General features: G+C 54.5%; 20 protein-coding genes and 1 tRNA gene. 11 read left to right on the forward strand and 10 right to left on the reverse strand.

Annotated features, from left to right (window positions below):
- Window positions 1–136: 136 nt before the first annotated feature.
- Together ACVIIW_RS02920 and ACVIIW_RS02925 are read left to right on the forward strand one after the other, a co-directional pair.
- Window positions 137–955, forward strand: a complete 819-nt coding sequence (locus ACVIIW_RS02920; RefSeq protein WP_456699362.1) for a hypothetical protein — start codon at window positions 137–139, stop codon at window positions 953–955.
- Window positions 955–1860, forward strand: coding sequence for a DUF4238 domain-containing protein (locus ACVIIW_RS02925; RefSeq protein ID WP_456699363.1), 906 nt, complete (start codon window positions 955–957; stop codon window positions 1858–1860). The genes ACVIIW_RS02920 and ACVIIW_RS02925 overlap by 1 nt, the downstream gene beginning before the upstream one ends.
- 81 nt (window positions 1861–1941) lie before the next feature.
- On the opposite strand, the gene ACVIIW_RS02930 is transcribed toward ACVIIW_RS02925, so the two are convergent.
- A complete protein-coding gene (locus ACVIIW_RS02930; RefSeq protein WP_456699364.1) occupies window positions 1942–2268 on the reverse strand; it encodes a hypothetical protein in 327 nt (108 codons plus the stop codon).
- A gap of 187 nt (window positions 2269–2455) precedes the next feature.
- On the opposite strand from ACVIIW_RS02930, the gene ACVIIW_RS02935 reads away from it, so the two are divergent.
- Window positions 2456–3394 carry a hypothetical protein gene (locus ACVIIW_RS02935; RefSeq protein WP_456699365.1) on the forward strand — a complete coding sequence of 313 codons (939 nt, stop codon included), beginning with the start codon at window positions 2456–2458 and terminating at the stop codon, window positions 3392–3394.
- A gap of 61 nt (window positions 3395–3455) precedes the next feature.
- On the opposite strand, the gene ACVIIW_RS02940 is transcribed toward ACVIIW_RS02935, so the two are convergent.
- The 7 genes from ACVIIW_RS02940 to ACVIIW_RS02970 form a co-directional block, all read right to left on the reverse strand.
- Window positions 3456–3866: a GNAT family N-acetyltransferase gene (locus ACVIIW_RS02940; RefSeq protein ID WP_456699366.1), complete on the reverse strand. Its 411-nt coding sequence runs from the start codon at window positions 3864–3866 to the stop codon at window positions 3456–3458.
- Window positions 3854–5428, reverse strand: coding sequence for an LA2681 family HEPN domain-containing protein (locus ACVIIW_RS02945; RefSeq protein WP_456699367.1), 1575 nt, complete (start codon window positions 5426–5428; stop codon window positions 3854–3856). Before ACVIIW_RS02945 ends, ACVIIW_RS02940 begins: the two co-directional genes overlap by 13 nt.
- Before the next feature lie 9 nt (window positions 5429–5437).
- Window positions 5438–6574 (reverse strand): hypothetical protein, encoded by a 1137-nt coding sequence (locus ACVIIW_RS02950; protein WP_456699368.1) that lies wholly within the window; start codon window positions 6572–6574, stop codon window positions 5438–5440.
- Window positions 6561–8957 carry a DEAD/DEAH box helicase gene (locus ACVIIW_RS02955; protein ID WP_456699369.1) on the reverse strand — a complete coding sequence of 799 codons (2397 nt, stop codon included), beginning with the start codon at window positions 8955–8957 and terminating at the stop codon, window positions 6561–6563. The genes ACVIIW_RS02950 and ACVIIW_RS02955 overlap by 14 nt, the downstream gene beginning before the upstream one ends.
- A complete protein-coding gene (locus ACVIIW_RS02960; protein WP_456699370.1) occupies window positions 8941–9714 on the reverse strand; it encodes a Hachiman antiphage defense system protein HamA in 774 nt (257 codons plus the stop codon). Before ACVIIW_RS02960 ends, ACVIIW_RS02955 begins: the two co-directional genes overlap by 17 nt.
- Before the next feature lie 297 nt (window positions 9715–10011).
- Entirely contained in the window at window positions 10012–10803 is a 792-nt protein-coding gene (locus ACVIIW_RS02965; RefSeq protein ID WP_456699371.1) for a Shedu immune nuclease family protein, read from the reverse strand.
- Window positions 10804–10820: 17 nt separating this feature from the next.
- The gene (locus ACVIIW_RS02970; RefSeq protein WP_456699372.1) at window positions 10821–12011 is read right to left on the reverse strand and encodes a hypothetical protein; all 1191 of its coding nucleotides are present in this window, start codon (window positions 12009–12011) and stop codon (window positions 10821–10823) included.
- 157 nt (window positions 12012–12168) lie between these two features.
- Here ACVIIW_RS02970 and ACVIIW_RS02975 point away from each other — a divergent pair, with 157 nt between their 5' ends.
- Window positions 12169–13680: an ApeA N-terminal domain 1-containing protein gene (locus ACVIIW_RS02975; protein WP_456699373.1), complete on the forward strand. Its 1512-nt coding sequence runs from the start codon at window positions 12169–12171 to the stop codon at window positions 13678–13680.
- Between the two features lie 800 nt (window positions 13681–14480).
- Here the strand turns inward: ACVIIW_RS02975 and ACVIIW_RS02980 are convergent.
- Both ACVIIW_RS02980 and ACVIIW_RS02985 read right to left on the reverse strand, forming a co-directional pair.
- Window positions 14481–14555, reverse strand: a tRNA-Glu gene (locus ACVIIW_RS02980).
- 606 nt (window positions 14556–15161) lie between these two features.
- Complete coding sequence (locus ACVIIW_RS02985) at window positions 15162–16022, reverse strand: GIY-YIG nuclease family protein (protein WP_456699374.1); 861 nt, start codon at window positions 16020–16022, stop codon at window positions 15162–15164.
- A gap of 1233 nt (window positions 16023–17255) precedes the next feature.
- Here ACVIIW_RS02985 and ACVIIW_RS02990 point away from each other — a divergent pair.
- From ACVIIW_RS02990 to ACVIIW_RS03020, 7 genes are all read left to right on the forward strand, one after another.
- Complete coding sequence (locus ACVIIW_RS02990) at window positions 17256–17930, forward strand: recombinase family protein (RefSeq protein WP_456699375.1); 675 nt, start codon at window positions 17256–17258, stop codon at window positions 17928–17930.
- A gap of 221 nt (window positions 17931–18151) precedes the next feature.
- The gene (locus tag ACVIIW_RS02995; RefSeq protein WP_456699376.1) at window positions 18152–20212 is read left to right on the forward strand and encodes an ATP-binding protein; all 2061 of its coding nucleotides are present in this window, start codon (window positions 18152–18154) and stop codon (window positions 20210–20212) included.
- A gap of 55 nt (window positions 20213–20267) precedes the next feature.
- Window positions 20268–21449, forward strand: a complete 1182-nt coding sequence (locus ACVIIW_RS03000) for a DUF6884 domain-containing protein (protein WP_456699377.1) — start codon at window positions 20268–20270, stop codon at window positions 21447–21449.
- Between the two features lie 14 nt (window positions 21450–21463).
- Entirely contained in the window at window positions 21464–23158 is a 1695-nt protein-coding gene (locus ACVIIW_RS03005; RefSeq protein ID WP_456699378.1) for an SIR2 family protein, read from the forward strand.
- The gene (locus tag ACVIIW_RS03010; RefSeq protein WP_456699379.1) at window positions 23155–23604 is read left to right on the forward strand and encodes a nucleoside 2-deoxyribosyltransferase; all 450 of its coding nucleotides are present in this window, start codon (window positions 23155–23157) and stop codon (window positions 23602–23604) included. Before ACVIIW_RS03005 ends, ACVIIW_RS03010 begins: the two co-directional genes overlap by 4 nt.
- Entirely contained in the window at window positions 23601–24299 is a 699-nt protein-coding gene (gene queC, locus ACVIIW_RS03015; protein WP_456699380.1) for a 7-cyano-7-deazaguanine synthase QueC, read from the forward strand. The genes ACVIIW_RS03010 and queC overlap by 4 nt, the downstream gene beginning before the upstream one ends.
- Window positions 24190–25185, forward strand: coding sequence for a hypothetical protein (locus ACVIIW_RS03020; protein ID WP_456705357.1), 996 nt, complete (start codon window positions 24190–24192; stop codon window positions 25183–25185). Before queC ends, ACVIIW_RS03020 begins: the two co-directional genes overlap by 110 nt.
- Window positions 25186–25590 lie beyond the last annotated feature (405 nt).

Here is a 25590-nt window from a genome sequence, read left to right on the forward strand (position 1 = left end):
GGCATGTTCGGGCCGATTGCGCTTGCGTGAAGATTGTGTCGCCATCCGACAAGCGAGCGGAGACCCCTTGGAGCGTAGACGTGCAGCCAAATGTCAGAAGAGTGCGAATCAGGCACCGTCGGTTAAGATGGGCCCCATGTTTAAATTGCCGCTCCATTCAGACCGGAAGTATCCGCCAGTAAACCGTTGCGTTTATTGTGGTTGCAAAGACGACCTTACGGACGAGCATATTATACCATCAGGGCTTGGTGGTCGCTGGCTGTTGCCGAAGGCAAGCTGCCGACCGTGCGCGACCATCACCGGCGCATTTGAGGGCGTTGTGCTTCGCACCATTCTTGGGCCGCTTCGAATGTATTATTCGATGCCCACGCGCCGAAAGAAGCAAAGGCCCGAGAAGCTTCCCCTGAAGGTTAAACTCACTCCAGATTCCGACTTTTCCTTTATTGATGTGGCGCAGGAGATCTATCCGTTTCTCATCCTGTTTCCCAACTTAGCCATGCCGGATGAGTTGACGGGTGATGTCACAGAAGGGGAGCGTGGCGCCAAGGTGAAGACCCTTTGGATTAGAGCTGCGTCCTTTCGGGATGGGATCATGCCTCATCTGGAGAAGCTCGCCCGTCACTTGGGCGTTGCCTATATCGAGCCGCAGGCCCACTTCATCGCGCCACCGTTTTTTCGCATGCTGGCGAAAATCGCGCACGCGTTTGTTGTCGCCGAGATGGGCGTTGGGGCCATTCAGCCATTTCTTCTGCCAATTATTCTGAGAGAAGAAACGTCCGAGTGTGTGCAATTTGTCGGAGGGATCCCGGGTACCGAGCCGGCGGGCCAAGGACTTCACGAGCTGGCGTTGATCCCTCATCAAGGCCCATCGGGGAACGTCGTTGCAGTTCGTATTCGCTTGCTCGCACTTTTGGAAACGCCAGTTTATTTTGTCGCCGTAGGACGACAAGCCTGATGAATGAGCCGCGCGATCACCATTACGTTCCGCAGTTTTTTCTCCGAAATTTCGCGACAGACCCCGAAAAGCAGAAAATAACGACTGTCGCGAAGAACGGCGATTTTGCGGTATGGGCTGAGCGCTCAATCGAGAGCCTTGGATTTGAGCGCGACCTCTACGTTTTCATGCAGGGAAAGACACCTGTATCGGTTGAGAGCAGGATCAACAGCCGCATCGAAACGCCGATATCTCGAAGCGATACATGGGCAAAGATTGTAAGCGGGCGAACGGAAGCGCTTGATCGATCTGACAAAGCGATCCTTTACGCGCTTATCCGGCACTTGGAAGCGCGGACTCCACACTATCATGCATCCCAGATGGAGCTCGCGAAACTAGCGGCATCGCCGGCCAGCGCCATTCCCTTCTCGGATCGAGAACGTATCCAGTATTCGGAGATGCGGTCCGATCCCGAATTGGCAAGAGAATTCTTCAGTTACATGGCGTCATCACTTGACTGGACGGAGCAGAATTTTCGTGGAGCAGGGCTCACCGTTATGCGGTCGAAGGTTCGGCTCCGCTCATCGAGCACGCCAGTATTGGTGATGCCCGCGCCACCAGACCCGAGGCTTTGGCTGCCGCTCCCCGGAATGACACCCTTCCAGTACATCTTGACTCTGACGCCGACGACAATGGCTAGTCTTGTCCTGGGTGATTTTGACGATACCTTCCTTAACATCGAAGTTGAGCTAGACGTCTCCCGGGGGATTAATCGGTATTTCGTCGGTCAATTCGGCCACAACAGCCACACCCGCCATTTGATTACAGACCGGGACGGCCTGTCCGCGGAGATGGCTTGGGCTCACTTCGAAACTCTCAAGGACAGCCCACGAAAAATAGTATTCCGCAGAAAGAATATCACCTGAATGGGGGGCCGCGGCGCGGTCCATTGTGCCGAGGCGACTGTTGGCTCGATGGTGCGATCCATCGTTATCTGTTCTTTTGCATCAACGCCGTCCGGCCGGGCGCTTATATGCAAGCGCTGCGAGGGAGAGGTTCATCCCTTGCAGGGCCGGGCTCGTGACGTTCGAGCCGCCCGGACCGGTCTCTCGCATTGGCGAAGACTGGTTCGTCTTCTGGAGCATCAGGATTGCTTTGGCGAAGGCTTCCTGTGTCTGCTCGATAAGAAGGCTTTCGCGATCAACGAGAACGACGCGGGCGCGAAATTCCTTCGAGCTGCGAAGGCTGGGGTCATCGCGGGCTTCAAAGGCTTCAACAATCGCAATATCCTCGATGGGGACAAGGCGCTTTCCGACAGTGATGATATGGAACATGTTTTTCCCTCCGTTGGGGGCAAGAGCCGAAGAGAAGAGCGCATCCACACGCGCATCGGCAACCAATCACTTGCTTGGAAAAAATATTCGGTCGTATCCTTCATACGATTGTCCGCACGCCAGTAAGCGCCAAATCGGCGGGCGGACAGGAGTCGTGTCGGTTGCCTTGATAAGAAGAGTGCGCATCATGAGCTATTACATTCGCGAAAGTGACGCCATGCCTTTCCAGGTTTGGAGAATTGAAGATGCATCGGCGACGTGTTTGGGCGTAATCAATCCCGAGAGCGGGGCTGGAACATACTTTAAGGCCGATCCTGGCGAACTGATATTGGAGGCTGTCAGGCGCCAAGCCACAAGTTGGTTTGCGACCGATGGCAAAAGCCCATTTCACAAAAGCATCTTCAACCCAGGAGAGTTCTTCCCGCGGATGGCGCGGCCAACTAATGAGTGGTCAACCGCTCCTATCGGCTTCAATCCGGGCGCCGAGGGCGATGTAGCTTTCATCGCAACTGCGCGCGGGCAACTGAAAGCACTTACCCGTCAGCTTGATCGGATTTGCCAAACCGTTCACCCAAGCGAGGGAACGCTGGAAACATACGGGCACGATATCAGGAATCTTCTGATTCTCGCGTGTACCGAGGTAGAGATGCATTGGCGCGGAGTTCTTTCTGCTAACGGATATCTAAGAGACCGTTATGATACGCGCGACTACGTGAAACTGCGATCGGCGATGAAACTCGACGAATATGCGGTATCGTTCTCCAACTTCCCCTGGCTTTCGCCTATCAGTCCGTTCGCTGGTTGGGGTTGCACCGGTAAGCCCAGTCAGGATCTGGGGTGGTATGACGCGTACAACGCGGTAAAGCATGATCGAGAAAATAGCTTTGAGAGAGCAACGCTGGCGCATTGCTTTGCCGCAGTGAGCGCCTGCTTTGCCATGATAACCGCGCAGTTCGGCTCCGCGGCTGGCATCAACGGGGATATGGAAACGGGAGCGTTCTTTCAGATTGTATCGGTGCCAGCATGGGCGCTGTCGGACGTCTACCTGTCAGTCGGTGACGAACACCACAAAAGCTGGATTCCAATAAATTTCGATTTCAGCGCCGGGAAATTTGCAGGAAGCTGAACGGGGAGCATGTTTCCGGTCGTCGCTTCATACCGATCATCATCGTGAGATTTGAATCGGTCTATGTCGTCTTCTCCAGTTCAGTCGGGCAGTCGGTGCGCTCTGTGTACCCACAGCGGCAATACCAGGCCGAGAGGCGCTCGGCCGGGAATCCCGCTTCGAGCGGGCGCGGATAGAGGGTGATGCGCTGGTAACCTTCTGTGCGCGCAATAGCCTCAACTTTATCGAGTAGCTGGGTGCCGAGGCCGGATCCGCGGAGTCTGACGGGAACGAATAGCTCATACAGGACAAGACAGCCAATCTCCCCCATGTCGTCAAGCGAGACGAAACCGATCTCGCGCTCATCCAGGTAGGCGATGTATTGCGTCGTGCGTTTTCCTATTGAGCTTGTGGCGATACGCTCTTGAATTTCCGCATCGGTGCACGAGCTGCCTTCCGCGATTGGGACGAATGTGATTGTTAGAATTTCCACTCGTCCTCCCACGTGTCGAGGAACATGGGCATCATTAGGCTATTGGGGGATGATGGGCGTTGTCGTTCTTCATGGTGCATACCGAGTGAGAGATATATGAGCGCGGCACGCGCTAGCCGCAGGACCCTGAGGGTCCTTCTGAAAAAGTCCTCGCGCTGCACGGAGAACGCGAGCCTATCGAGCCACATATCCTCCCTGTTCGTTAACGGAATGAGCATTTCATGGACTTTGAGGTAGCTGTGTTCGAGGCAGTTCCGAATAATGTAAAGCTCTTGCGCGTCGGGTTCGGCGGTCGCTTGCAGCTCCGCATCGAAGAGATCCCTGGAAAGCCAGTAGAGCCCGCGCACCGGCCAATTCCGGGAGTTCAGGAACTCTTTGCGGACGCCTCGCTTCCAATCCTGGTTGCTGTACCAAATCGTTTTGAAGTAGATCTGCTTTGGATTGATACCTAGCTTCGCGTAGTCATTGAGAAAGAACGCGATCTTGTCGAACAGCGAATAAGCGATGCGGAATGCCGCCTTCACTTTCTCAACAGCAATAGAGTAGCTGGGGTAGTCAAGTGTGTTTGGAAGCGTCACACCTCGATCCGCGAAATGCGGTGTGTCAGCCTCCATACCTTCATAGAGCATCCAGCGGGCGGATATGTATTCCTGCTTCATTTGGTTGAAGAGGCCGATGAGCGTTGGTGGCTCGTCCATCTTCGTTGTGAAGCTTGGAAGGCCGAATATGTCCCTGGCGCTGATTGAATGCGGTCCAAGATCATTGAGCGGATTTAGGAATAGTCCATTAGCTAGTACCCATCGGCGATATTCCTGCTCTTCGGAGGTGTCGCCCAAGGGATAACCATCCATTTGCAAGGACTTTTGGACGGCTGCGCAATCGATAAGGTGTTCGATGTGTTTTTGTCTTCGCGCAAAGGCGGCCTGGGCGTCGTCGTCGGGATAGCCGGCATAGTCTGCGTCCGGAGAAAGTGCAGCAGTGAGGTCTTTGTGCGCAAAGAGCAGAAACACTTCGGCGTGGCCGCCATCATAGAGGCCTCTTCCATATTCGGATAGGCCAAGCCCGCGATTGCCAAGGGCCATGCCAAATCGCGGATTAACCGAAAGGGCGCGTCTCCAAGTGGGAACTGCTTCGACAAATCGCCCAAGCGAGTTCAGGAGATTGGCGAGGTTCGTGAAAATCTGGGCCCTGCGTACTGTATCGAGGTTTTCGAACTCGGGATGGCGAGTGGCCCTCCGCAGGAACCGTATCTGTTCGAGCGCCTCGGGCTGATCCCAACTCCAGGCGATGTTGGGGGCCTGATGTTTTGTGCGTTGTCTCGCATGCCATGCATTGGCGCGGAAGTAATCGAGCGTTGGAATATCCGGGCCTTTCAGCGGCCGCTGTTCCAGCTCGTCGCACCACGCCAACGCTTTATCAAGCCCGTCATCCCGATCCAAATCCGAAGACAGATCTATGAGAGAACCGAGTGCCTCCATGGCCCTGGCATCGGCGTAACGTGCGAGATTGTCCAGCTTCATGAGCTGCTGGAAGATTTTCTCGAAGTCTGACCCGGTGGACATCTGAGCGTCCTACTCCAACTGGCTGGGTACGAGGTCGGCCGGACCGACATATGACATTTCAATCCTCGTGCGATCTCCATTTACAGAGGCGCGCAGCAGACCACTCCTTTCCGTATGAAGAGGGCTTGTCAGCGATCCCAGTAGTTCATGGTCCGGGGACAGTATCTGAAATGTATCGCCGTCCTGGGCATTCACAATGCGAACCGCGGTGCCGGCTGGAGGGGGATTGTTGCTATCCACCCAGTTTGCGCTATCCGAATAGGTCCATGATTTCCATTCGGTGCGATCTTGCGGAACGTAACTCGATAGAAAGCCCACCCAAATGGCATGGCTCGTCTCGGTCGGCCATGCCGCATCTCGGGAAAGAGCTGTTACTTCGTCTGATCGAAGCCACTCTTTAAGACCCTCGGACGTATCGAAGTAGGCGTTGGTATCGGTGATCGCTTTTATTGCCGCAAGGCGCGACGTGAAGCCTGCTTGCATGAGGATTGCGGCGGACCTGTTCAGCGTGCCTGTCTCGATAGCTGGCACTGCAAGACTGAGCTCATAATCATCTAGGTCCGTTCCATCATCAAACTTGTCGCCGCATGCAAGGGCGCGAACGCGGATAGCCTCCATTCCCCACGGTAGCCGGTAAATCAGGGCCTCTTCGACAAATCGCAGGACATCCGCATCATTCTCCGCCAGCACCGCAATAGGCTCCCCCAGGAGCCATGCGCGAAGAATGTCGCGCCAGTTGGCAGGCTGAACGTTGGGCTTGAATGGCAAAATGTCGAAGAGAAGTTCGGCCAGTGCCGTAATAGCTGTTATGGCCCCTTCGTTGTCGCCCGTGAGGACCGCTCCGTTCGCTTGCAGCAGCGGCTCGTTGGCATTTGGGGCAATTTCATCCAGCTTTTTGCCGGTCTCATATCCTACGCCCGCCAAGAAGTAAGCTCGGCGCTGCGTCGACGTGGAATTTTGCCAGAGAAATTTGGAGCGGCTTAAGAGGGCGCTCTTATATATATGCTGCACTTCTTCACGCCTTCGAGTGAGCCGTCGTTCCCACAATGATGAGCTTAAGATAGCGTCGAGTTGGGTAGGTACTTCGTCGTCGGGCACTTCGTTCTCGCCCATGAGGCTCAAGATGGCGGTATCAAGCGTGGTCAAAATACTGTTCCCAGTCGCGTAGGGCTACGGCTCTGCGCTCTGCCGACTCGCCAGCAACCGTGGGAAAATCCCAAACTTGCGCGTTGTTGAGGACATATTCGAGCAATTGAGCAAGATCGCCTCCTAAACTCGAATACATGCGCTGTACGAGAGAGATGATTAAGCGGAGCAAGCCGCTTTCCATTTCGCGGCCCTGGTCGCCCGCTTTTAAGGTTTCCCATTGGGCTGAGCGCTGTGCATTTGGCTCGAAGAATGGAAGCAGAACGAGCCCATCCACATCGACGAAAGCTCGTCCGGCGCGCCCTATGACATTACGAAATTCCGAGGCCTCGATGGGCTCTCTGTTCCGAATAATGCCGTGCATCACAATTGTTGTCGCCGAGAGATTAAGACCCTGGGCGAGGGTTGGCGAGGATACTGTAACCTTGAGAACGCCGTCTCTAAGGAGCTTTTCAACTTCCTTCCGAAACGGGGTGGGGAGTGCGCCGTGATGGATTGCCACGCCAAGTTTGAGGCATTTCAAGATATCGTGGTCAGCGCCCAACCATTCGGCACCGATAGCGAGAGCAACAGCGATATGGTTTTCGTTCACGCCGAGCAGCGACGGCAATAGCCCATACCCATGTAGCTTTACTATCGCGGTCGCATAGGGCTCAACCGACCTACGCTCCGGACAGTAAATCAGGACGGTTTGTCCATCATCCGTAAGCCGCCACGTCGTGGCCAGAACCAGTTCCCGGTGATCGGAGGGAAACAGTTTGCGCCGTTGCCCCCTTGTAGGGGCTCGCGACGAGAAAAAGCCGGGAACAAACGGATTCTCATTTCCAACATGGATATTCATACGGGCACGATTTGCCGACCATATAATTTCGCCAAATCGTAGCCGCGTCGGCCGCCATGCGCTCTTGACGAGGCTCTGCCCGTCATCGTTGCTGAGCCAAGCAACGAAATCGTCAAGTTGGTCGCCTTCGGGTAAGATGGCGGATAGGCAAATGATGCGTCGATTATCAGCATCGGGACGCTTCAAGAGGCGCTGGATTTGAACCTCGTAGCGCACTTCGCGCTCGCCTAGTCCAATCATATGACCTTCGTCGAGAATGATGAGGCCGACATCGTCGAGGAGCGACGGCTGGTTTCGCAGGGCAAAGTCGAGCTTCTCCGGTGTGGCAACCACGATGTTTCGCGAGCCGAGTGCATCCGTCTCAAAATCGCTCGTGCCAATGCTTCCGTAGAGGGTCGAGATTGTCTTGCCTAAAGGCCCGAAGGTGCGGTGTAGGGTATTCTCAGTCTGAGCGGACAAGGCCCGAAGTGGTGTCACGAACACTACGCGCTTCTCTGCGGACAAACAGCGAAGAATACAGAGTTCGGCAATACGCGTTTTTCCTGCGCTCGTCGGAAGGGAGACGACCAAATCGTTGCTTTCATTTATGGCTTTTGCGGCTGCATCAATTTGGGACGGCCAGAGATCAATTTCCGACCGGGGTCGCCGATACAAAAGGGAAATGAACAGTTTTCTCAGATCTGCCCAGCGCGCCTCATCGGGTGTGTTCGGCAGCAAGGGGAGACGTGCATGGAAGCTGGATGACCACAGATCATCAATGATGTTTATGGCAAGGCGGTACGTCCACCATTGAGGTAGTAGATTTACTTCGGTGCATATTTGCAGCCCTACGCGAAGGCGCTCAATCGCCTGGGTAATGTATTCCTGTTCACCACGTTCCACCGCGAATAAGAAAAGACCCATCCCGGCAAGGAAATTGTCGATAATCGCTGCACCAAGGGCATCGATGACATAAGAGCCATCTTCGGGATCTGGCGGCTCGCCTTCTGTCGCGGCGTCCCAACCATCTTGGAGGGACTGCGCGATGTTTTCGTCCGTGCCGGGACCATCAATGCGCCACGCAATGATTTCGGACTCTAGGGCGGCCAAATCCCGAAGGATTAGGCTGGCAAGGCAGCGCTCTATCGGGGAGAACGAGGAGTCCCGCTGCCCGTGGGACAGAAGCGAGTAGGCCCGCGCGGAAAACCGGCCCAGGTGATATGCGCCGGCAGCGACAATGTAGTGGAAACTGCGCGTGTCATCAGCTCGTACCCCTTTTAAAAGTACGCCTTCAAGAGCCATGCCTGCATACTCGAATGCTTGGCGCGCGATCACTTGATCGCCCCCTGCTTCCTTCAAGCGCAAACCCATTCCGAGCAGTGAATAAGCGTAGGACAGCAGGTCATATGAGAGCGTTGGGGTGAATGCAGGAGAGCCAGGTGGAAGCACGCCGTCCTGCCAAATCATGGATCTCGCTTCACCACGATCGAGCAATCGGGCGCGGAAGCCGGGTCCGACGGCCTGGCGGATACTGTTTTGCAGTTCCTCAACCGTTGTCGCCATCGGCAATCACCTTCTCGTAAACGTCCTCAATGAATTGCGCGTGGCCGGTAATTCTCAGGCCCACGCTAAATTGCTCCATCGTACCGGCGTACTGCTGGAGATCGGTGCGAAGAAAATTCGTTGGGTCATTGCCAGTGAATACGAACAATAGATGGCAGACCTGATCGGGAAGAATGCCATCGGCAAGCTGGGCGTCGTCAATCTTATTGGAAAGCTCGACTTGCCCTAGTTCACGCAAGCGGTCAGCAACGAACGCCAGAGCGTGGGGTGATGGCAGGCCCCCGTCGGCATTCAAGGATATTCGGGCTGAAGCGACGACATCTGTTTGAAGCTGCGCGCGGCTTTTTGATTCTGCCTTTAGAAAATCGAGAGGGCTGCCATCGTCCGGAATGCGGACCGCCAGTAAATCGTCACCGCGCATCGCCATCTCGCGATGGTCTTTCCATCGCAAACGCTTGATAGGCACGGTGAAGGTCATTTTCTCGGCGACGTATTCCGTGGCCAGTATTTCCCCGAGGTCGCCGGATCGGATACGCGAGCCTTCTGGAAGTTTTTGCTGGATAAAGGCGGCCGACGCCGGTTTGCCGAGGCGCTGAAGTAGATCCGCAATGCGTTCTTCCGACGCGTAGTGTGTTGGTACACAAAGCGCAGTCGCGTCCCGGCCGACCTCACGACTTGCGGCTATGCTCGTCAGGACCGTGAGGTTGTGGTTGCCAACGGCCTCTTCCTGTTCTTCACACCAATCCGCGAATGGCACTCTTCCCCCCAACCCAAAGCGGTTCCAGCATTCAACTCTGGATTACGCATATCGCGCGCGCAACTCTAGCCCACGCTCCGGGGACCACGCATATTTTTTGGCGAGAACGCGGGCCACTCGGCGTTTGCCATGCTCGAGGGGCGTCAAATAGAAAAACTGCTGTGCTTCAATAAGTTGCAGGGAGCTAGCCCGAGTGCTTCGAGCCCGCCCGTTTCGAACGACACCCTTCCCCATCTACGACGAAGGATATGATCGGCTCGCCGGACTGCTGATTCGGCGCTGTCCAGAACACCAAGATCAGTTAGGCCTAACACGGACGAGCGATGCGGCCCGGCTGAGCGCTTCTTGCCGCTGGCCGTCATCGCCCAGGACGAAGTGATTGGATCCACCCTTGCTCAGCTTTGCATGAAGCGCTTTGCTCACGCGAAGCTGCGTCGGCTCCATCCACGCATACATCCCCGCATCCGTGATCTCGTCGGAGAGGATATCGATGAACTGATTGTGCCGACTACCCACTGTGAGCTCCTTTTTTTGGTTGAGACCCTCAGCAAGACTGTCGAACGTGATGATTTTGAAATCGTCAGTTTCGGCGGCCTTTACAAGCCGCCTACGATTTTCGTTGCCCGCGTATTCCGCGCGACGACCGAAGACGAGAACATATTTGTTGTAGGTCGGATTTCGGGCCATATGCTGTGGGACCTGAATGGCGCTCACTGTGGCCAAGAAGCCAGATTTGTTCTGATCCGAAAGAAACCAAGCTTTCCACTGATTAATCTGCTGCTGCGCACGCAGAAAATCGCCATGGAATTCGTTAGTGTTGCCTTTGAAAAACCGAGACGTGGGTTTTTCCAGTTCGATGAAAACGGCATTCCAGTCGTCCGAGCTTTTCGAAAAATAGAAAAAGTCTGTTTTGTAATCGGCCCCGAATGGAATCTTGCGAAGAACAAGACCTAATCCGATGCCGTGATTCTGCACGAACTCTCTCGGAATAAGATGCGTATTTTGCTCTAAGAAAGTTTGATAAACTTGCTCCTCGTGCCCTTCATTGAGTAGCTCAAGGAATCTCGCTTTCTTCGCTTCGCAATCCATCCTGCCTCCATTCGGAGCTACCAAATAACGTCCAATTCGTCATCATAATGAGCGCAGGGCATCATACCCTGTACGACGGCGTCTGGAAGAATCCGCGTCGGGCGATGCTTCGCAACGTAGTATCCCGGGTAAGCATCGGAAATCACCTGATCGAAGAATATCCGGTGCTGTTTCGAGAGGCACTCGGCTATTTCCGTCAGAAAGATGTGAACACCTTCGTATTCGGCAAGAACCTCGTTCGGCGCATGCAACGCTTCGAGATTTTCAAAGAATGTTTGAATGTTGTTGCCAGGATTCACAAAGAGCGGGCGCCGTCCTTCGAAATATACCGTTTCAATCCGCTCGGCCACCGGATCGACGTTACCATGTAGCGCGAAGTTGCGCTTGTTAACGACCCGCATAAACGTCGCATAGGCTTCGGTGGATACGTCAACGCGGCGTTCGAACCCATCACAATGCTCACTAAGGAGCTTCAGACGCTCTGGTATAGAAGCCCGGATAAAGGCCCGATATCGGTCTTTATCCAGCCGGACGGCATCCTTGCAGAAAAACAAAATGACCATGTTGATGAACGCTTCAACCATGATGGGCGTGAGAAGTCGAAGCATGAGGCTGGCGCGATAGAGCTTGTCAGCCCGCTCCCTCACTTTGGTCATTGAAGATTTGGCCGCTTCAAGGCCGTCCTTATCTGGATTAATTGCCGGCCATTCGTAAGGTGGAGCTTCAACTATCTCCGCATGCAGATCGGCACAATGGCCCGCTAAGCTAACGTACTTGTTCTGAAATACGAAATACTTCTCGAACGAGTGCAGCATCTCCGATTTTTTGGCGGCAATGCGGGCGAAGTCCCTCTTAATCGCCTGAATGAGATCCTTCCAATCGCTATCGGTCAGCCGTTCGGAGATAATGATCTGTATCTCGCGCGATGCACCAGCAAAATAGAGATCGACTTCGTCGATCTTTATATTGAAATCCCAATGAACGAGATTGTCGCTGCTGTCGCGGCGAAGAAAATTCTGAAAGCCGTTTGGTTCGCCAAAACGAGCGCGAAGGTAGGCATAGAGATCTACTGGCTTTAGATGTTTTCGCACGACCAGTATGGAAGACGCCCCGGACGGCCTTCGGTCTCGCTTGGCACTAAGAAAATCTCCCACCTCTTTGCGTGTCGCAACGCGCCAGTTTTCAACGTTGAGGCTAGCAGGAGGCATTCGGGGGGCCTGTGGAGGGAGAACGAAAGCGAACAGTCTATGCTATTCCAAGCCGAAATTCACTTCGGCCGTGACGATGGGCCTTGAAGAACCCCTTGTTGAAAGAGCTTTTGTCGCCAGAATATCCGATTCTATGGTGCATCATCTGCGAGGATCTATGGACGAGTTTAGAAACAAGCCGTTGGTAGGCGCATGGTGGCTTCCTGGGAAGCCCGAAGATATTTTTAAGGGACGACTTACGATCCGCGACGACAACAACGGTCGACTGGTTCTGGACGGCACTCAAGAGCATCTTGCCAAGCTTCCTACCGGCGAGACGCAACCCACTTTCTATGGTCGTCTGGAGGCGGATTATTCTTATAACGTTACGGTGTTCGACGCGGCGCTGAGACGGGGGCCAAGCCATTCGTATCCCAAAGACCCATTGAAAGAGACGATTGCAGAGTATGCCACGCATACGGTGCTTGTTGGCGGACACATCGCAAGTGAGGATGAGGTGTTGTTCGACGGCACGATTTTCAAGCTCACCGGCCTAGATGAATGGTGCGACGCGACCGGATTTACCGGCCACCACGAGAATACGACACCCAACGAGTTGGCAACCGGGAGCCTGACCGTTGCCTTTCAAGAACGGGCGACGCCACGATATGACCTGGGCAACGGGAGCTCGTTGCGCTTTCTTTCGGAGTATGCCGGGCCGCGCCAATTCGAGAACTCCAAGCAAGTGACCTTGAAGGAACGAAACACCATCGAGCTAATCTCTCCGGCCGCGCTGTCGATCAAAACGATAGTTCAAGAACTGCACATATGGCAGAGCTTTCTAACCTTTGGCCTTCGGCAAGCCTCGTATACCGACGAGGTCTATCTGCTGCGCCGCACATCGCGCGGCTACGATCGTTTCGGTCTTCTTCTGTCTGGGCGTAAGATTGCCGAGCCGCGCGTCCGCAGAGAGCGAGATACTCTATTCCGTCAATCGACGTTCAGTAACAAGATCGAGGAACGTTTAAGAGGCTGGAGGCAAAAACACGATCAGATCGACCTCGCCATCTTGATTTTTTCCGGTGCGGCCTATCAAGATTCCGCGTATGTGCACACGAACCTCTTGACCTACTTGCAAGCCTTGGAGGTGCTGCATCGTGAGCTCTATAAAGCAGACCGATTTCCCGACGACGTAACAAGAAAGGCAACGCTTAAGGCGCTGCGTGATGCTATTCCAAAGACGCTCGATCCCTCGTTGCAGAAGGAATTGAGCGACAGTATCCAGTTCGTTGGAGCGGTGACACTCCTTGATCGGCTAAAGCAGCTGTTCTCTCTATACCCGAGAAGTCTCACGCCGTTATTTCGTCGCGGCGACGACGACATGGGTCTGCTGAAAGACGTTCGAAACTTCCTCACGCACTATGGAGGGAAGAAGACACTTACAAAAGACTTCCTGTGGTCGCGAGACGCAGTTATCTTGAAAGAAAAGGCGCACCTGTTCCTTGAGATTTGCCTGCTTGGTGCGATGGGCATGTCCGATGACGAAATCCAGGAGTTGGTCTCCAACTTCGAGCCTTACCTGGACTGGCGGATGGAGACTTCGATCGAGTTCATGAATGAGTATCTCAAAATCGTGGCAGCGAAAAATCAGACACAAGGCTCTACCGAGGTGACCGGTGATCCCGGATGAAACATCGAGATGGACAGAACATTGGCTGAGGTCGATCGGCTGATGATATTGACGCACTTCGCACAACGATCGAATACTTAGCCGCCAATTTTTCTCATTAATATTCCAATGCGTACCGTGCTCGGGATCGGGGCCGATATATCGGTAATGATGGCGAGACAATTTACGGTAGGCGCCGCTCAAGGCAGCGTTCCGCAACTTCGCGGGGGCGCATGGGTTGCGCTTCACACAAGACCAACGCCGGAGGCGCTGCTCGCGCGAGGCTGATCCGCGATCTACCGGACTTCCAACGACCATGGCCGACGGCCTACTGATGTCCAACGACACACTGAGGAGCAGCGGATCATGTTCTACAATGCTGGCACCAGCAGCGACCATTGCGCGCACAGCTTCCGCACGATCGCGTCAACCCCTCAACGAGAAGGGCCGCACTTCCCAATGATGCGGTAGAAGCCCAACTCGCCACGACCGATCAGAGAATGCGGCCAAGTGGCGTCCGGGGGTGATTCACGTGGCATCGAAAGCACCGCCCGAGAACGTTAGTGAAAGCGGGATACATTGTCATCCCAGGCGCGACGTAGCGGCAAATTCGCACTGAGAATGATCGCAGCGCCAACTCCGGCACCTTCTGGTGGCGCTGACCGCGATCCGCTTCGCGCTTCGCGTTGGGTATCGACTATGACGGAAAGCTAGGTGATCCGATCGGGAAATGGTGTGCGGGAGTTCGCCAGCGTTCGTCGGCGCTTATTCAACGGATATTCGACGACTTTTCGTTGAAAGCTCTAAGGTGTTGAAATTACTGGCGCTCCCTAGGGGAATCGAACCCCTGTTTCAGCCTTGAGAGGGCCGCGTCCTAACCGCTAGACGAAGGGAGCGTTTGCTAGCGAGATTGCGGCCGAAACCGCCCTTCCTTCGCCCTTTGCTCCCCGCAGCTTCTCGTCCACGTAGTCTACCAATGGACAAAACGTAGCAGCGAAACGTAGCAACGTAAGATAGCCAGCACCCGTTGAGGACCGTGCCGATCTCGCCAACTTAGTCAGAAGGATCGGTCTCAGGATCTTCGGAAGCTGGGTCAATCTTACGGCAGCCCCACCCGTTCCAGCTATGCAACTTGTCGCGGTAAGCCACGACTCTCAATGCGCTCCCATTGCGCGGCAGGCCCTCCCGAGCGGCAAACGCTGTCCAGTCCTCGACGAAAACCGTTTCGCCACTAGGACGAGTGACAAGATAGGCGACCTTGGCTCTAGAGGGCGCGGGATCGAGGTTGAGGGCTTGGCCCAGCGTCCATCCTGCCTTCTGGCGAGACCGGAAGGAATTGACGGACACGGAATAGGCAGCACATAGCTCCGCTGCCCCCCGATAGCGCCTTCCTTCGACTTCGAACGAGGTTACTCGCTCATTGCGCTCTGGAGCGGCCTCTTTGCCGAGGGCTGCATCCAACGACCACCCCTGTCTGAGCCGGTATGCAAGCGTAAACGCATTTATGTTGAACGCCTTGGCCAATTCTGCCGAGCTTCGGTACAGCTTCCCTTCGTATTCGATCGAATTACGTGGTTTTCGGCTGGGTTGTTTTCTCTCAAAGAAGGGTGAGCCGAAAGATTGAATGCCTGATCAATAGTCCACCCTCCTCGTAATCGGCTCTCGATCAACTTGTCATTTAGATCGTATGCGCGACACGCTTCCAGCCTGCTCGCAAATTCCTCACCAGCGACAACGATGGCGTTGGTGTTTCGGTTTTTGAGGCCGAAAGCTTCGTCTAACGACCAGCCCATCCGGTTGATGCGCATATCAACAATACGCTTGTCCACTGAATAATGCTTACATGCCGCAAACAGGGACGGGAATAGCGTCCCGCCGATTGTCACCTCCTTGCCTCCTATCTCCCGATTAGGAGGTGGCGCAATTCCCACGGCCTGTTCTATGGTCCAGCGGCCAGACTGCATACGTTTCTGCAGCGTGATCGGGAGGATACCGTACGCATCCGCAAGTTCCGCCAAGCTCCAGTATTCTTCGCCCTCAACGATCCTGAGTTGACGGCCCTCCTGAACGGCCCCTCCCCTGTTCAGATTGTAGCCATTAGGAGCGAGAGAATTATAAACGCCGATGTAATGCACCTCCAGGGACGCAAGCTCGGCAAGGGTCTTAGCAGTCGCTAACAACTTTATTGCGAACGCGCCTGCTCCGAAGTCTCGGATCGCTTGCTGCAACGAACCGGCTGACCCTTTGCCCGCCTCGGCCGTTTTGACGTGGTTGTAGGGACGGTAGTCGGTGGTTCGTCTCGTTATACCGACATAGACCTTCGAGTTCCTCTTGTTCGAAATCAGATAGACTTTGCCGTCCACAGGCCCCTCGCCACCCAACGAATCTTCACAGCTCCCTATCATCAGGAGGCTTCTGTGCGTGACTTATTCGCGCGTGGAACTAAAGATTTCTGGATAAAAGATCTTTTCCCTATAACGCCGAACAGAATGCACAGGACCAAGCCCGCGCCCTTCTTCCGTTGAGTGGGACTTAATTTGGGACCAGTTGCGCTGTTTGGGCTCTAGATTTTGAGCAAAAATCTGAGCGCGTAACGCCATCCTCGCGTGAGCCAGTTCCCCCCCACTGGGGCCGCGCTATGACCCGGTGGGCCATCGACAGCAGTACCATCAACTGTGCTCTTAGTCGTCGAAGGTTGGCCCGGCGTATTGCCGTTGTCCGATGCGGCTTCGACGGTAGGCCGGGTAGAGTGTGTTGTCTCCGAAAAGCGCGTCAAGATGACGCCATTCTCGTCTGCCGCAACTTCGACCCCGATGAGCGAGTTGGAAGCTTCGGCGTGAAATTCGCCTCGTTCCCATTTCGACAGAGGACGAAAGTAGGTGGGATTCGGTGTGCTCAGGTCCCACCGCCTCTGCTTTTCCCGCCAGTGATACTCATCGCTCCCGTCAACACGGCGGAAGCCCGAGCGGCCGCTGCTGGCCTCCCATCGCTCCCGGTCCTCTTTGATGCGCTGAAAGAAACGATCCAAGGCGCTAGGCTCGCTCTCGTGGGCGAACCACTGCGCATCGTGGAGGATGTCTTGGGGACGCTTGAGCCATTCCTGCTTGCTTTCATCCCACCTCAGGAGGCCCAACCCACCATTCTTACCGACAACCACCTTTCCGTACTGAACTCCACTCCTGTGAGAGGGCGTGTAGACCAGATCACCCGCAACAAGATTGGCAGCGCATCTGACTTCCCGCTCGCCTTCCCTACAAAGGATGGTCGCGCTTGAGATCGCACGCACTCTGCCCTCCGGTCCCTGAGGACCGATAGCACGGCCGGAAGCTCGCCCCTCACCCACGCTTGTCACCTCAACAACCCGGCGGGTGTTATCTGGATTGATAAGGACGAGGCGGTCCCCCTTCTTCAGATCACGGTATCCCGGCGGTCTCAGCCTACCCATGCAAACGGTCTCCAATGGCCAACTCGGGCTAGCAGAGAAGCTGCCCAGGACCATCCATACCTTCGGGGCCATTCCGGTCCATGACCAACTTGACTACCGCGAAAGCTACCTTTACATCGGTGTCAACGTTCGTTGATTGGGATGTAATAACATGACCGAAGGGGTGTTTGTCGCGTACTACCGGGTCTCAACGAAGGGACAAGGCAGATCGGGCCTCGGCTTGGAGGCGCAGAAAGAGGCCGTACGCTTGTATCTCGCTGGTGGTCGATGGTCGCTCGCGGCAGCGTTTACGGAGGTGGAAAGCGGAAAGCGAGATGACGACCGCCCGCAGCTTGCCAAGGCGCTCCAGGCTTGCCGGGTCTACGGCGCCAAGCTCGTCATCGCCAAGCTCGACCGGCTCTCCCGCGATGCGCACTTTCTGCTCGGACTGGAGAAAGCCGGAGTTGACTTCGTTGCAGCTGACATGCCCCACGCTAACCGGCTCACCGTGGGTATCATGGCTATGGTCGCGGACGAGGAGCGCCGTGTGATCTCAGAGCGTACACGGGCGGCACTCGCAGCAGCTAAAAGGCGAGGCGTCAAGCTAGGCGGTGATAGAGGGGCTCAGCTCTCTCGCGCTGCCAGGAAGGCCGGCAGAGAGGCGCAGATAACCCGGGCGAATGAAAGGGCAGCGGACCTTGCCGACATTATTCGAGAGCTTCAATCCAGCGGGACTAAGTCACTCAGCGGGATTGCTAGGGCCCTGACCGAACGGGGGATCCCCACTCCTCGCGGTTCAGCGGTATGGGCGGCTGTGCAAGTGGCCCGAACGATGGCGCGGCTATAGCGGCCGGCGGCACCGGAGCAATGCGGCATGTCATTGTGCATTTTCATCTCCATGCCTCCCTATCAGCCTTTCGAGATGCGACGCCGCCAAAGTGCAGGGTTCGTCTTCCTTGAAGAAACGACTTTACGTTGCTAGAAATATATCAGCGATTTGCCCGCCCTACGGTCTCATTCCAATTTTCAGGCTGTTCACAATGGCCCCGAGCCACCCATGAAATCACAATGGTCGTCTTAACTCTCAAGGCAAAAAACGATCATCTACAGAGGGTCGCGAGCACCCGCGACAACATCAAAGCTATTGCAGAGTATGTCTGGAACGCGCTCGATGCCGACGCCACTGAGATCAGCGTCGATCTCGATCGGACATCACTCGGCGGCATCGTCGCCATTGTGATACGTGACAATGGTTCGGGCATTTCACAGAGCCGCGCGGAGCACGACTTCGAGAGTCTTGGGGAGTCTTGGAAATTGCACGCCTCACGGACGGCGAAGCGTGGCCGGGCGATCCACGGAAAAGAAGGCCAAGGCCGATTACGCTTCTACTCGCTGGCACAGAAAGCCCGCTGGACCTCGGTCTACGAGACCGACGAAGGCCGCTTTCAGATCACCATCGAAATCAGCGCCGACCATCTTCAGAACAGTTCGGTGACAGAGCCCGTTCCTACCTCCAATGAGGAACCAACGGGAACGGTCGTTGAACTCTCACCGCTGAAAAATACATTCGACTGGCTCGGCGGCGAAGATGCGCGATCAGAATTTGATTCCATCTTTGCACCCTATATATTGCAATACCCTGACGTTAAGATCACCTACGATCAACGTCCGGTCGATCCAGCAAAGACGATCGAGCATTCCCATCAGTTTCCTACTCAGCCTATCATATGCCCGGACCGCACAGTAAGCGACCTCACTTTGCGTGTTATCGAGTGGAAGTCGCATATTGCCGAACGAAAAATCTACTTCGGTGGAGAAGCGGGCGTTGTCCTAGGCTCTCTTCCTGCGAGTGTCACGGCACCCGACTTCACCTTCTCGGCCTACGCTTACTCACCATTCTTTAACGAGATTGCCAAAGCTCATCTTCTTGAGTTCGACGGCGGACTAACAGATCCGGCCTTTGCCAAAGTACTTGAGTACATTCGCGACACCCTAGGGGACTACTTTCGTGCTCGGAAAGCAGAGAAATCCGGTGAGCTCATTCAGGAGCTGAAGGATGCCGGTGTCTATCCCTACGAGGGAGACCCTCGCGATGAAATCGAGCGGCACGAACGGCAAGTTTTCGATATAGCCACTCACGCCGCAGTTTCATACTCTAAAGACTTCAAGAAGGCCGACAATCCCTTAAAAAAGATTGCCCTGGGCCTCCTCAAAGAAGCGCTAAAAAACAATCCAGAGTCCGTAACAAGGATTTTGAGAGCGGTTTTTAATCTTCCAAAGGTCCGGCAGGATGAATTCTCTCAACTTCTTGAGAGAACCGAGCTAGGCAACATCATTTCAGCTTCCGGCTTGGTCGCCAACCGCATAGTCGCGCTAGAGGTTCTTCGCGAGATTGTTTTTGAGCCTAGGCACCGCACCACCATCAAGGAACGAGGCGAGCTCGACGCGCTCGTCCGAGACAATACATGGATTTTCGGTGAGGGATTTCACCTGACCATGGCCGAGGCTGGCCTAACGAAGATTATGGACCGCGTATCGGCGGAACTTTCTTTGAAACGAAAGCGGGGCGCTAAGGTACGTAAGCCGGACGGACGGATCGGCCGAATCGATTCATTCTTGGGACGAGTGGTCCCTGGAGAGAACGCCAAGCATCATGAATACTTGCTGATCGAATTGAAACGTCCGTCTTTGGAGATAGGCAGGAAAGAAGTCGATCAGCTTGAGGACTATGTTAATGCGATTCTAGCTCAGCCGGATTTTATAAACACCTCCACTCAATGGCACTTCTTCCTTGTGACGACCAAGTATGACGACGTTGTCAGGCAGCGCATCACACAGGAGAACCGCCCCGCTGGATTATTCATTGATAAGCCCAATCACAGAGTATGGATTAAGTCGTGGGCCGAGCTGATTCGAGAATGCGATGCGCGGCTTAGGTTTGTGCAAGAGAAGCTTCGTATCGAAGTGTCCGCCGAGGAGATTCAGGAGAGAATTTCTCGACTGAAGGCGTCAGTGCTGAAGACTCCCGATCAGGCAAAGGTCGAAGAAGATCAAACGAATGAATTTCCGTTTGACTTCGACAATGTGTCGACTGCTGGCGGCAATGCACAGCAACCACAGACCCGCTGATGAACCCGGCAAATCATTCGCCTCTTCCACAGCTGCATCCCGCGCCCAACGTCCAATGAAACCACCCGACGAACCAACGTCCCTGGCTCGGTTAGCGCTTACCAGCGCCGCTTCTATTCGTCCCGATGTAGGGCGTTTTTTTGCGCTTATCTCCTGCAGTAAAAGCAAGGGTGGCCATCGGGACATTGCCCGGGACATGTATGTGTCTCCTCTGTATCGTAAATCTGTTCAGCTGGCTGAATTATGGGGAGTCCCTTTCTATATTTTGTCGGCCAAGTACGGCTTGCTGCACCCTGATGAGTTAATCGAGCCCTACGAGCAAACACTCAAGACAGCCACCAAAAAGGAAAAGCAGGATTGGGCCCAGCGTGTTGACCGGCAATTACGCGAGCTGCCGCGCAAGCAGTTCATCGTTCTCGCCGGAGACGATTATTTTGCACCGCTTGTCGAGGCGGGCAGCAGCGAGCCGTTGAATTACTTTGCACCAATGCGCTCTCTTTCTTTAGGGACGCGTCTTTCGTTCTTGAATGAGGCTATTAGGATTGAGCGACGGCGTGAGGCGGTTAGACAGGCGTACGAACTTTTCGAGAGAATGGCAGCATCGCGGACACCGCCTCGTTTAGGCGACCTACTGGCTACCGACCTTCCAACGCACGGTGTGTATTTCTTCTTTGACGAGACAGAGACCACCGAGTTCTCGAACAATATCCCACGACTTGTTCGAGTTGGAACGCACGGAGTTTCCGCAGGATCGACAGCCACGCTTCGGAATCGGCTACGAACGCATTTTGGCACGAGAGCTGGACAAGGCAATCATCGGGCCTCGGTTTTTCGCCTTCACGTTGGACGGGCCATCATCGAGCGAGAGAATCTCCAAGATCAATTTCCAGATTGGGGCAAAGGACAATCCGCGCCTCGGGAGATTACCGATCGCGAGGCGGCTCTGGAGGCGAGAGTCTCCAGTTATATCGGAAGTCTTCGAGTCCTCGCTATTCCGGTGATTGACACCGCCGGCAAGAGCAGCATGAGGGCAACAATAGAACGCCAATTCATTGCGATGTTCACAGAGGGCTTTTGTCCAATCGAGCCTGCGAGCGCGGATTGGCTTGGACGGTTTTCTGACAAGCCAAGCATCAAAGAAACAGGCCTATGGAACGTTCGAGATGTCGGAGAACATTACGACCTGAAGTTCCTGACCTTGCTTGAGGCCTATCTGGTTAAGAATAGTCACCGCTAGCTGCGGAGCAGTACATGCCTACCGAAACTCCCCTCGCTATCGCCATCCAAGAAGAGCCCAGGCTGCCGCTTTGGCTTACGCATCTTTGGCAGCGAGCATCCGAACACAGGCGCTTAGGTCTGATATTGGGTGCCGGCGTGTCGTTCGATGCAAAAGTGCCATTATGGGGCAAGCTGGTCAGCCGTTTAGCGGAGGCAGCAGGAATCTCGGAAAAAATTTTATCGCAGCACCAGAAGGAGCGTTTCCCAGAGACGTTTCTTGCTGAAATCCTCTATCGGCACCACCACGCGGACCACTCCAAGGCCGCGGACAACCCTGCCGACCGATTTCACGAATATCGCGTTAATTCCGCGTGGAAACAGAAGATACGGGAGTGCCTGTACAGAGATGTCGGCGACAAAACGTTCGAAGACATTGCTAAAGAGCACATCTATCTAAAAGGCCTAGCCAGTCTTGTGTGCAAATCGGGCTTCACTGTGACCCTGAATTTCGACGATATCGTCGATCAAGCAGTGACTGCGCATGTCGAGGACATTCTAGTTGCCGCGCCTGACACTCCCATTGCTAATCCCGAGATCATCTATCATCCAAAAGTCGAAACACGGAAGCACGCTCCGGTCATATACCATATCAACGGCAGTCTACCTCGCGACCAGCCCCGCCGCAGCAGTGCGCACGTAGTGCTAACAGAGGACGCATTTGCTGATGTGATGCTTTCTCCAAATTCTCACAACGCAGAATACGTCATCAATCAGTTCGCAGTGCGTACCTTCATTTTGCTTGGCCTCTCTTTGAGCGACAACTCGCTAAAGAATATTCTCAGATCCAGCGCGAAACGAAATCCCGCCAACCATCACTTTATTGTACTTCACGAATTGGATGACAGCCCTAGATCGCCGGAGGTCCGAGCTGACATCTTCGAAGTGAATCTTCACGTTTACAATCTGATCACGATATTCTTGACCACAGCCCAACATAAGGAATTCATTGATATCCTGAACGCTTCGTCGGCGGCCCAATTCGATGAGATGCTTCTCGCGCTGGGGGCGAAAAGCACCATGCATAGAAAGTATTACATCGTTGGATCCGTCGCCTCGGGAAAGAGTTCGACGATCGATGCGTTGCGTTGCTTCACAACATTCGAAGAGTTCAGCGGGCGCGTCCCGAAACAAATGTATCAGGACGACACGAGTCTAACCCCAGATGAACAGAAGATTGTCGATGACTACCTTTTCCCTAGGCTGATCGAGAAAAATAGAAATATGATGCGCCCCAACTCGGGCATACGCATCATGGATCGCGCTTTCCTTGACTTATTCGCATTCTCGAAGAATGGGGACAAGGTCGAAATCAAGAGAAAGGCCCTTGAACTAAAGACCCGGATTGAACAATACAAAAAGCCTTTCGAGGATGGGCATCTATTTTTCCTAGGGGCGTCGCCCGACGCTCTCGAAGAGCGCCTGTTGCAACGTAGCTCCTCGAAAGAGGCCGACGGAAAATTCGGCTTCGAGTTGGAGACGCTTAAAAATCAGGATAAGGCTCTTAGGAAAATCTACCAGATTCAAGATGGGCAAGTGCTCGATACAAGCCACCTCACTACTGGGGAAGTCGCCAAGGCGATAGCCAGGAAAATCCTGCTTGATGATTACCAAGAGTTTCCGTTCGCAAAGCGCCTCGAACAGATTATTGACGGGGACGGAGCACTTTGATCTCTAACCGTCCCAACGTTTATCTTGCTGGTCCGCTTTTTTCGCCTCAAGAGCGGCAGTGGAACGTCCTGCTCCGCGACAGTTTGATGGGTTTTGCCGACGTTTATCTGCCTCAAGAGGACGGCGCTCTTCTCGTTGACCTCATCGCGAGCGGCATGTCTGTCCAAGAAGCTAAGAGCTCTATCTTTGCGACCGACATCCGCGCGATTGATCGATGCGACATTCTTCTACTTGTTATGGACGGCCGGGTAATCGACGAAGGAGCGTGCTTTGAACTTGGATATGCCTACAGTCGCGGCAAACTTTGCCTCGGCTTGAAGACGGACGTCCGGGCACTGCTCCCTGTCGGCGATAATCCCATGATCGATTGTGCGCTTCGTAAGATTTTTCGCGATGTAGATTCCGCTTGTGATTGGATTCGACAACGGCGTTGGGAACAGCAATGAGTGCATCGGCCGCACTTGTTCTATTTTCGGGCGGACAAGATTCCGCAACCGTCGTAGCTTGGGCGCTCAATAACTACGATAGGGTTGAAACGATAGGGTTTGATTACGGCCAAAAACACAGCGTAGAGATGAAGCAGCGTGCCATTTTCCGGTCTCGCCTCGTCGACCTATTTCCCGATATGGCTTGTCGGCTGGGACCGGATCACATAGTAGCGTTGGATCTAGCGGGTCAAATCGCGGGCAACATACCGACGTTTGACGCATCTCGAAGCGAGATGCTTTCGAGGAAGAAATATATTCCCGGTCGGAACCTCATTATGATGTCGTTGAGCGCAAGCGTGGCTTTCCGCCGCGGAATAGATGTGTTGGCTTGCGGAGTCAGTGAGACCGAGTATTCAGGCTACCCGGATTGCCGGCGCCAGGCTATGAGCGCGATAGAAAAAGCGCTCAACGAGTCAACTGGGTTCTCATGGTCCATACAGTGCCCCCTCATGGATCTCGACAAAGCCGGCGTCTGGAGGTTGTCTCGCGATCTTGGCAGCAGCACGTTGCTTGAACTCATCCGAGAAGAGACCCACACATGTTATGAAGGGGTCAGGGAAAGGCGGCACCCCTGGGGATACGGGTGCGCCCAATGCGACGCTTGCCGGCTTCGAGAGAAGGGCTGGCGGGAATTCATGGCAGCGCCAGCCTAGCAAAATCAGCCGTACCATCCATGGACATCTGCACCCAGACCTCATCGGCGAGCTGATTTCAGTTGCCTCGGTGCATCAAGAGGCAGCTATGGGCAAAAAATTCGCTTCATTCCTTCTGATTCTGACCGCCAATTTCGGAAGTTGTGACTCCGCCCATGCGCTGGGCGGCGCGGTCCGGGCCTGCTTTTCGCAAAAACAAACAGAACTCGACGACGGCATTAGTCAGGCGGATGTGATCGCTAAAGCTATCGTACATGCTTGCCGCACAACGATCTTAGAAGCCACTACCAAACGACATACCGCCAGCACTGCGACTGCACTAAGTATTTTGGCTCGTGAGTTGGAAGTGACGCTCGAACCCGACGCTATTGAACTCATTCTAAGAGCCCGTAAGAAAAGTATTCATCCGGCAAATCAAGAGCGGCTTCTGCCGAGCTATAATCTTGGCGACCTTCTTCCGATTGGGAGCACTCGGTTTCAAGCAGGAAAATGCTCAGCTTGGGAATGCGAATACAAAGAGGTGAAAGGCGATCGGGAAGAAAAGATTGGTGTTGCGCCGTCGAAAAACTATCGAGTCATAAGTTCGTTCGTATTGACGCATCCCGCCAACGAAACGTCGTGTAGAGCTGCTGTAGATGACTATCTCACCGCCCGTGGATTGGTCGACTCACGACAAGCTATTCAACAGACCCAGGTGGACCAAGATCCTCTCCTGAAGGGCCTTCGCGTGGTCGCCTACTACAGAACCCAAAAGGGCGGCATTTCGTTTCATGCTGGCTGTTTCATTTGGAACGGGAAATACGAGGTGCAACTATCTGAAACCGATACCGGGACTACGTCAGGGCTTATCGATGACGTAGTGCGAGGAACCCTCAGCCCAAACTAATCGCCATTCGGTTTCTCGTAATCCACCGATCCCAGGTCCTGCCGCTGGGTCGCACTGGCCCAACAAGAGGGACGACACGCCAGGGTCAGTCACAGATCGACTCTGCGGAATCTGCGACGTAGCTCCGGTTCCCGCCGCTTCCACTTGCGCAACTATTACGCTAGTGTAACTGATTACGCAATTTTAACTTTTGCCTGCGTCCAAATCGATTAGAAACCGTTTGGCGCCCACGTGCGGCGGTGCCACGTCGTAGCAATCTTCGTCCGTTTTTCACGGTATGGCTGCAAAAGGTGCGGCCAGCGAAGGAACCGTCATGCGTTCGTTCTGCTGCTCTCAAGGCGGCGCGGACTCTCGCGGTGGCCACTCATCGATTTGTTCGAATCATTCTCCCGAAAGCACCGCCAT

It is taken from the genome of Bradyrhizobium sp. USDA 4449 (assembly GCF_054056275.1).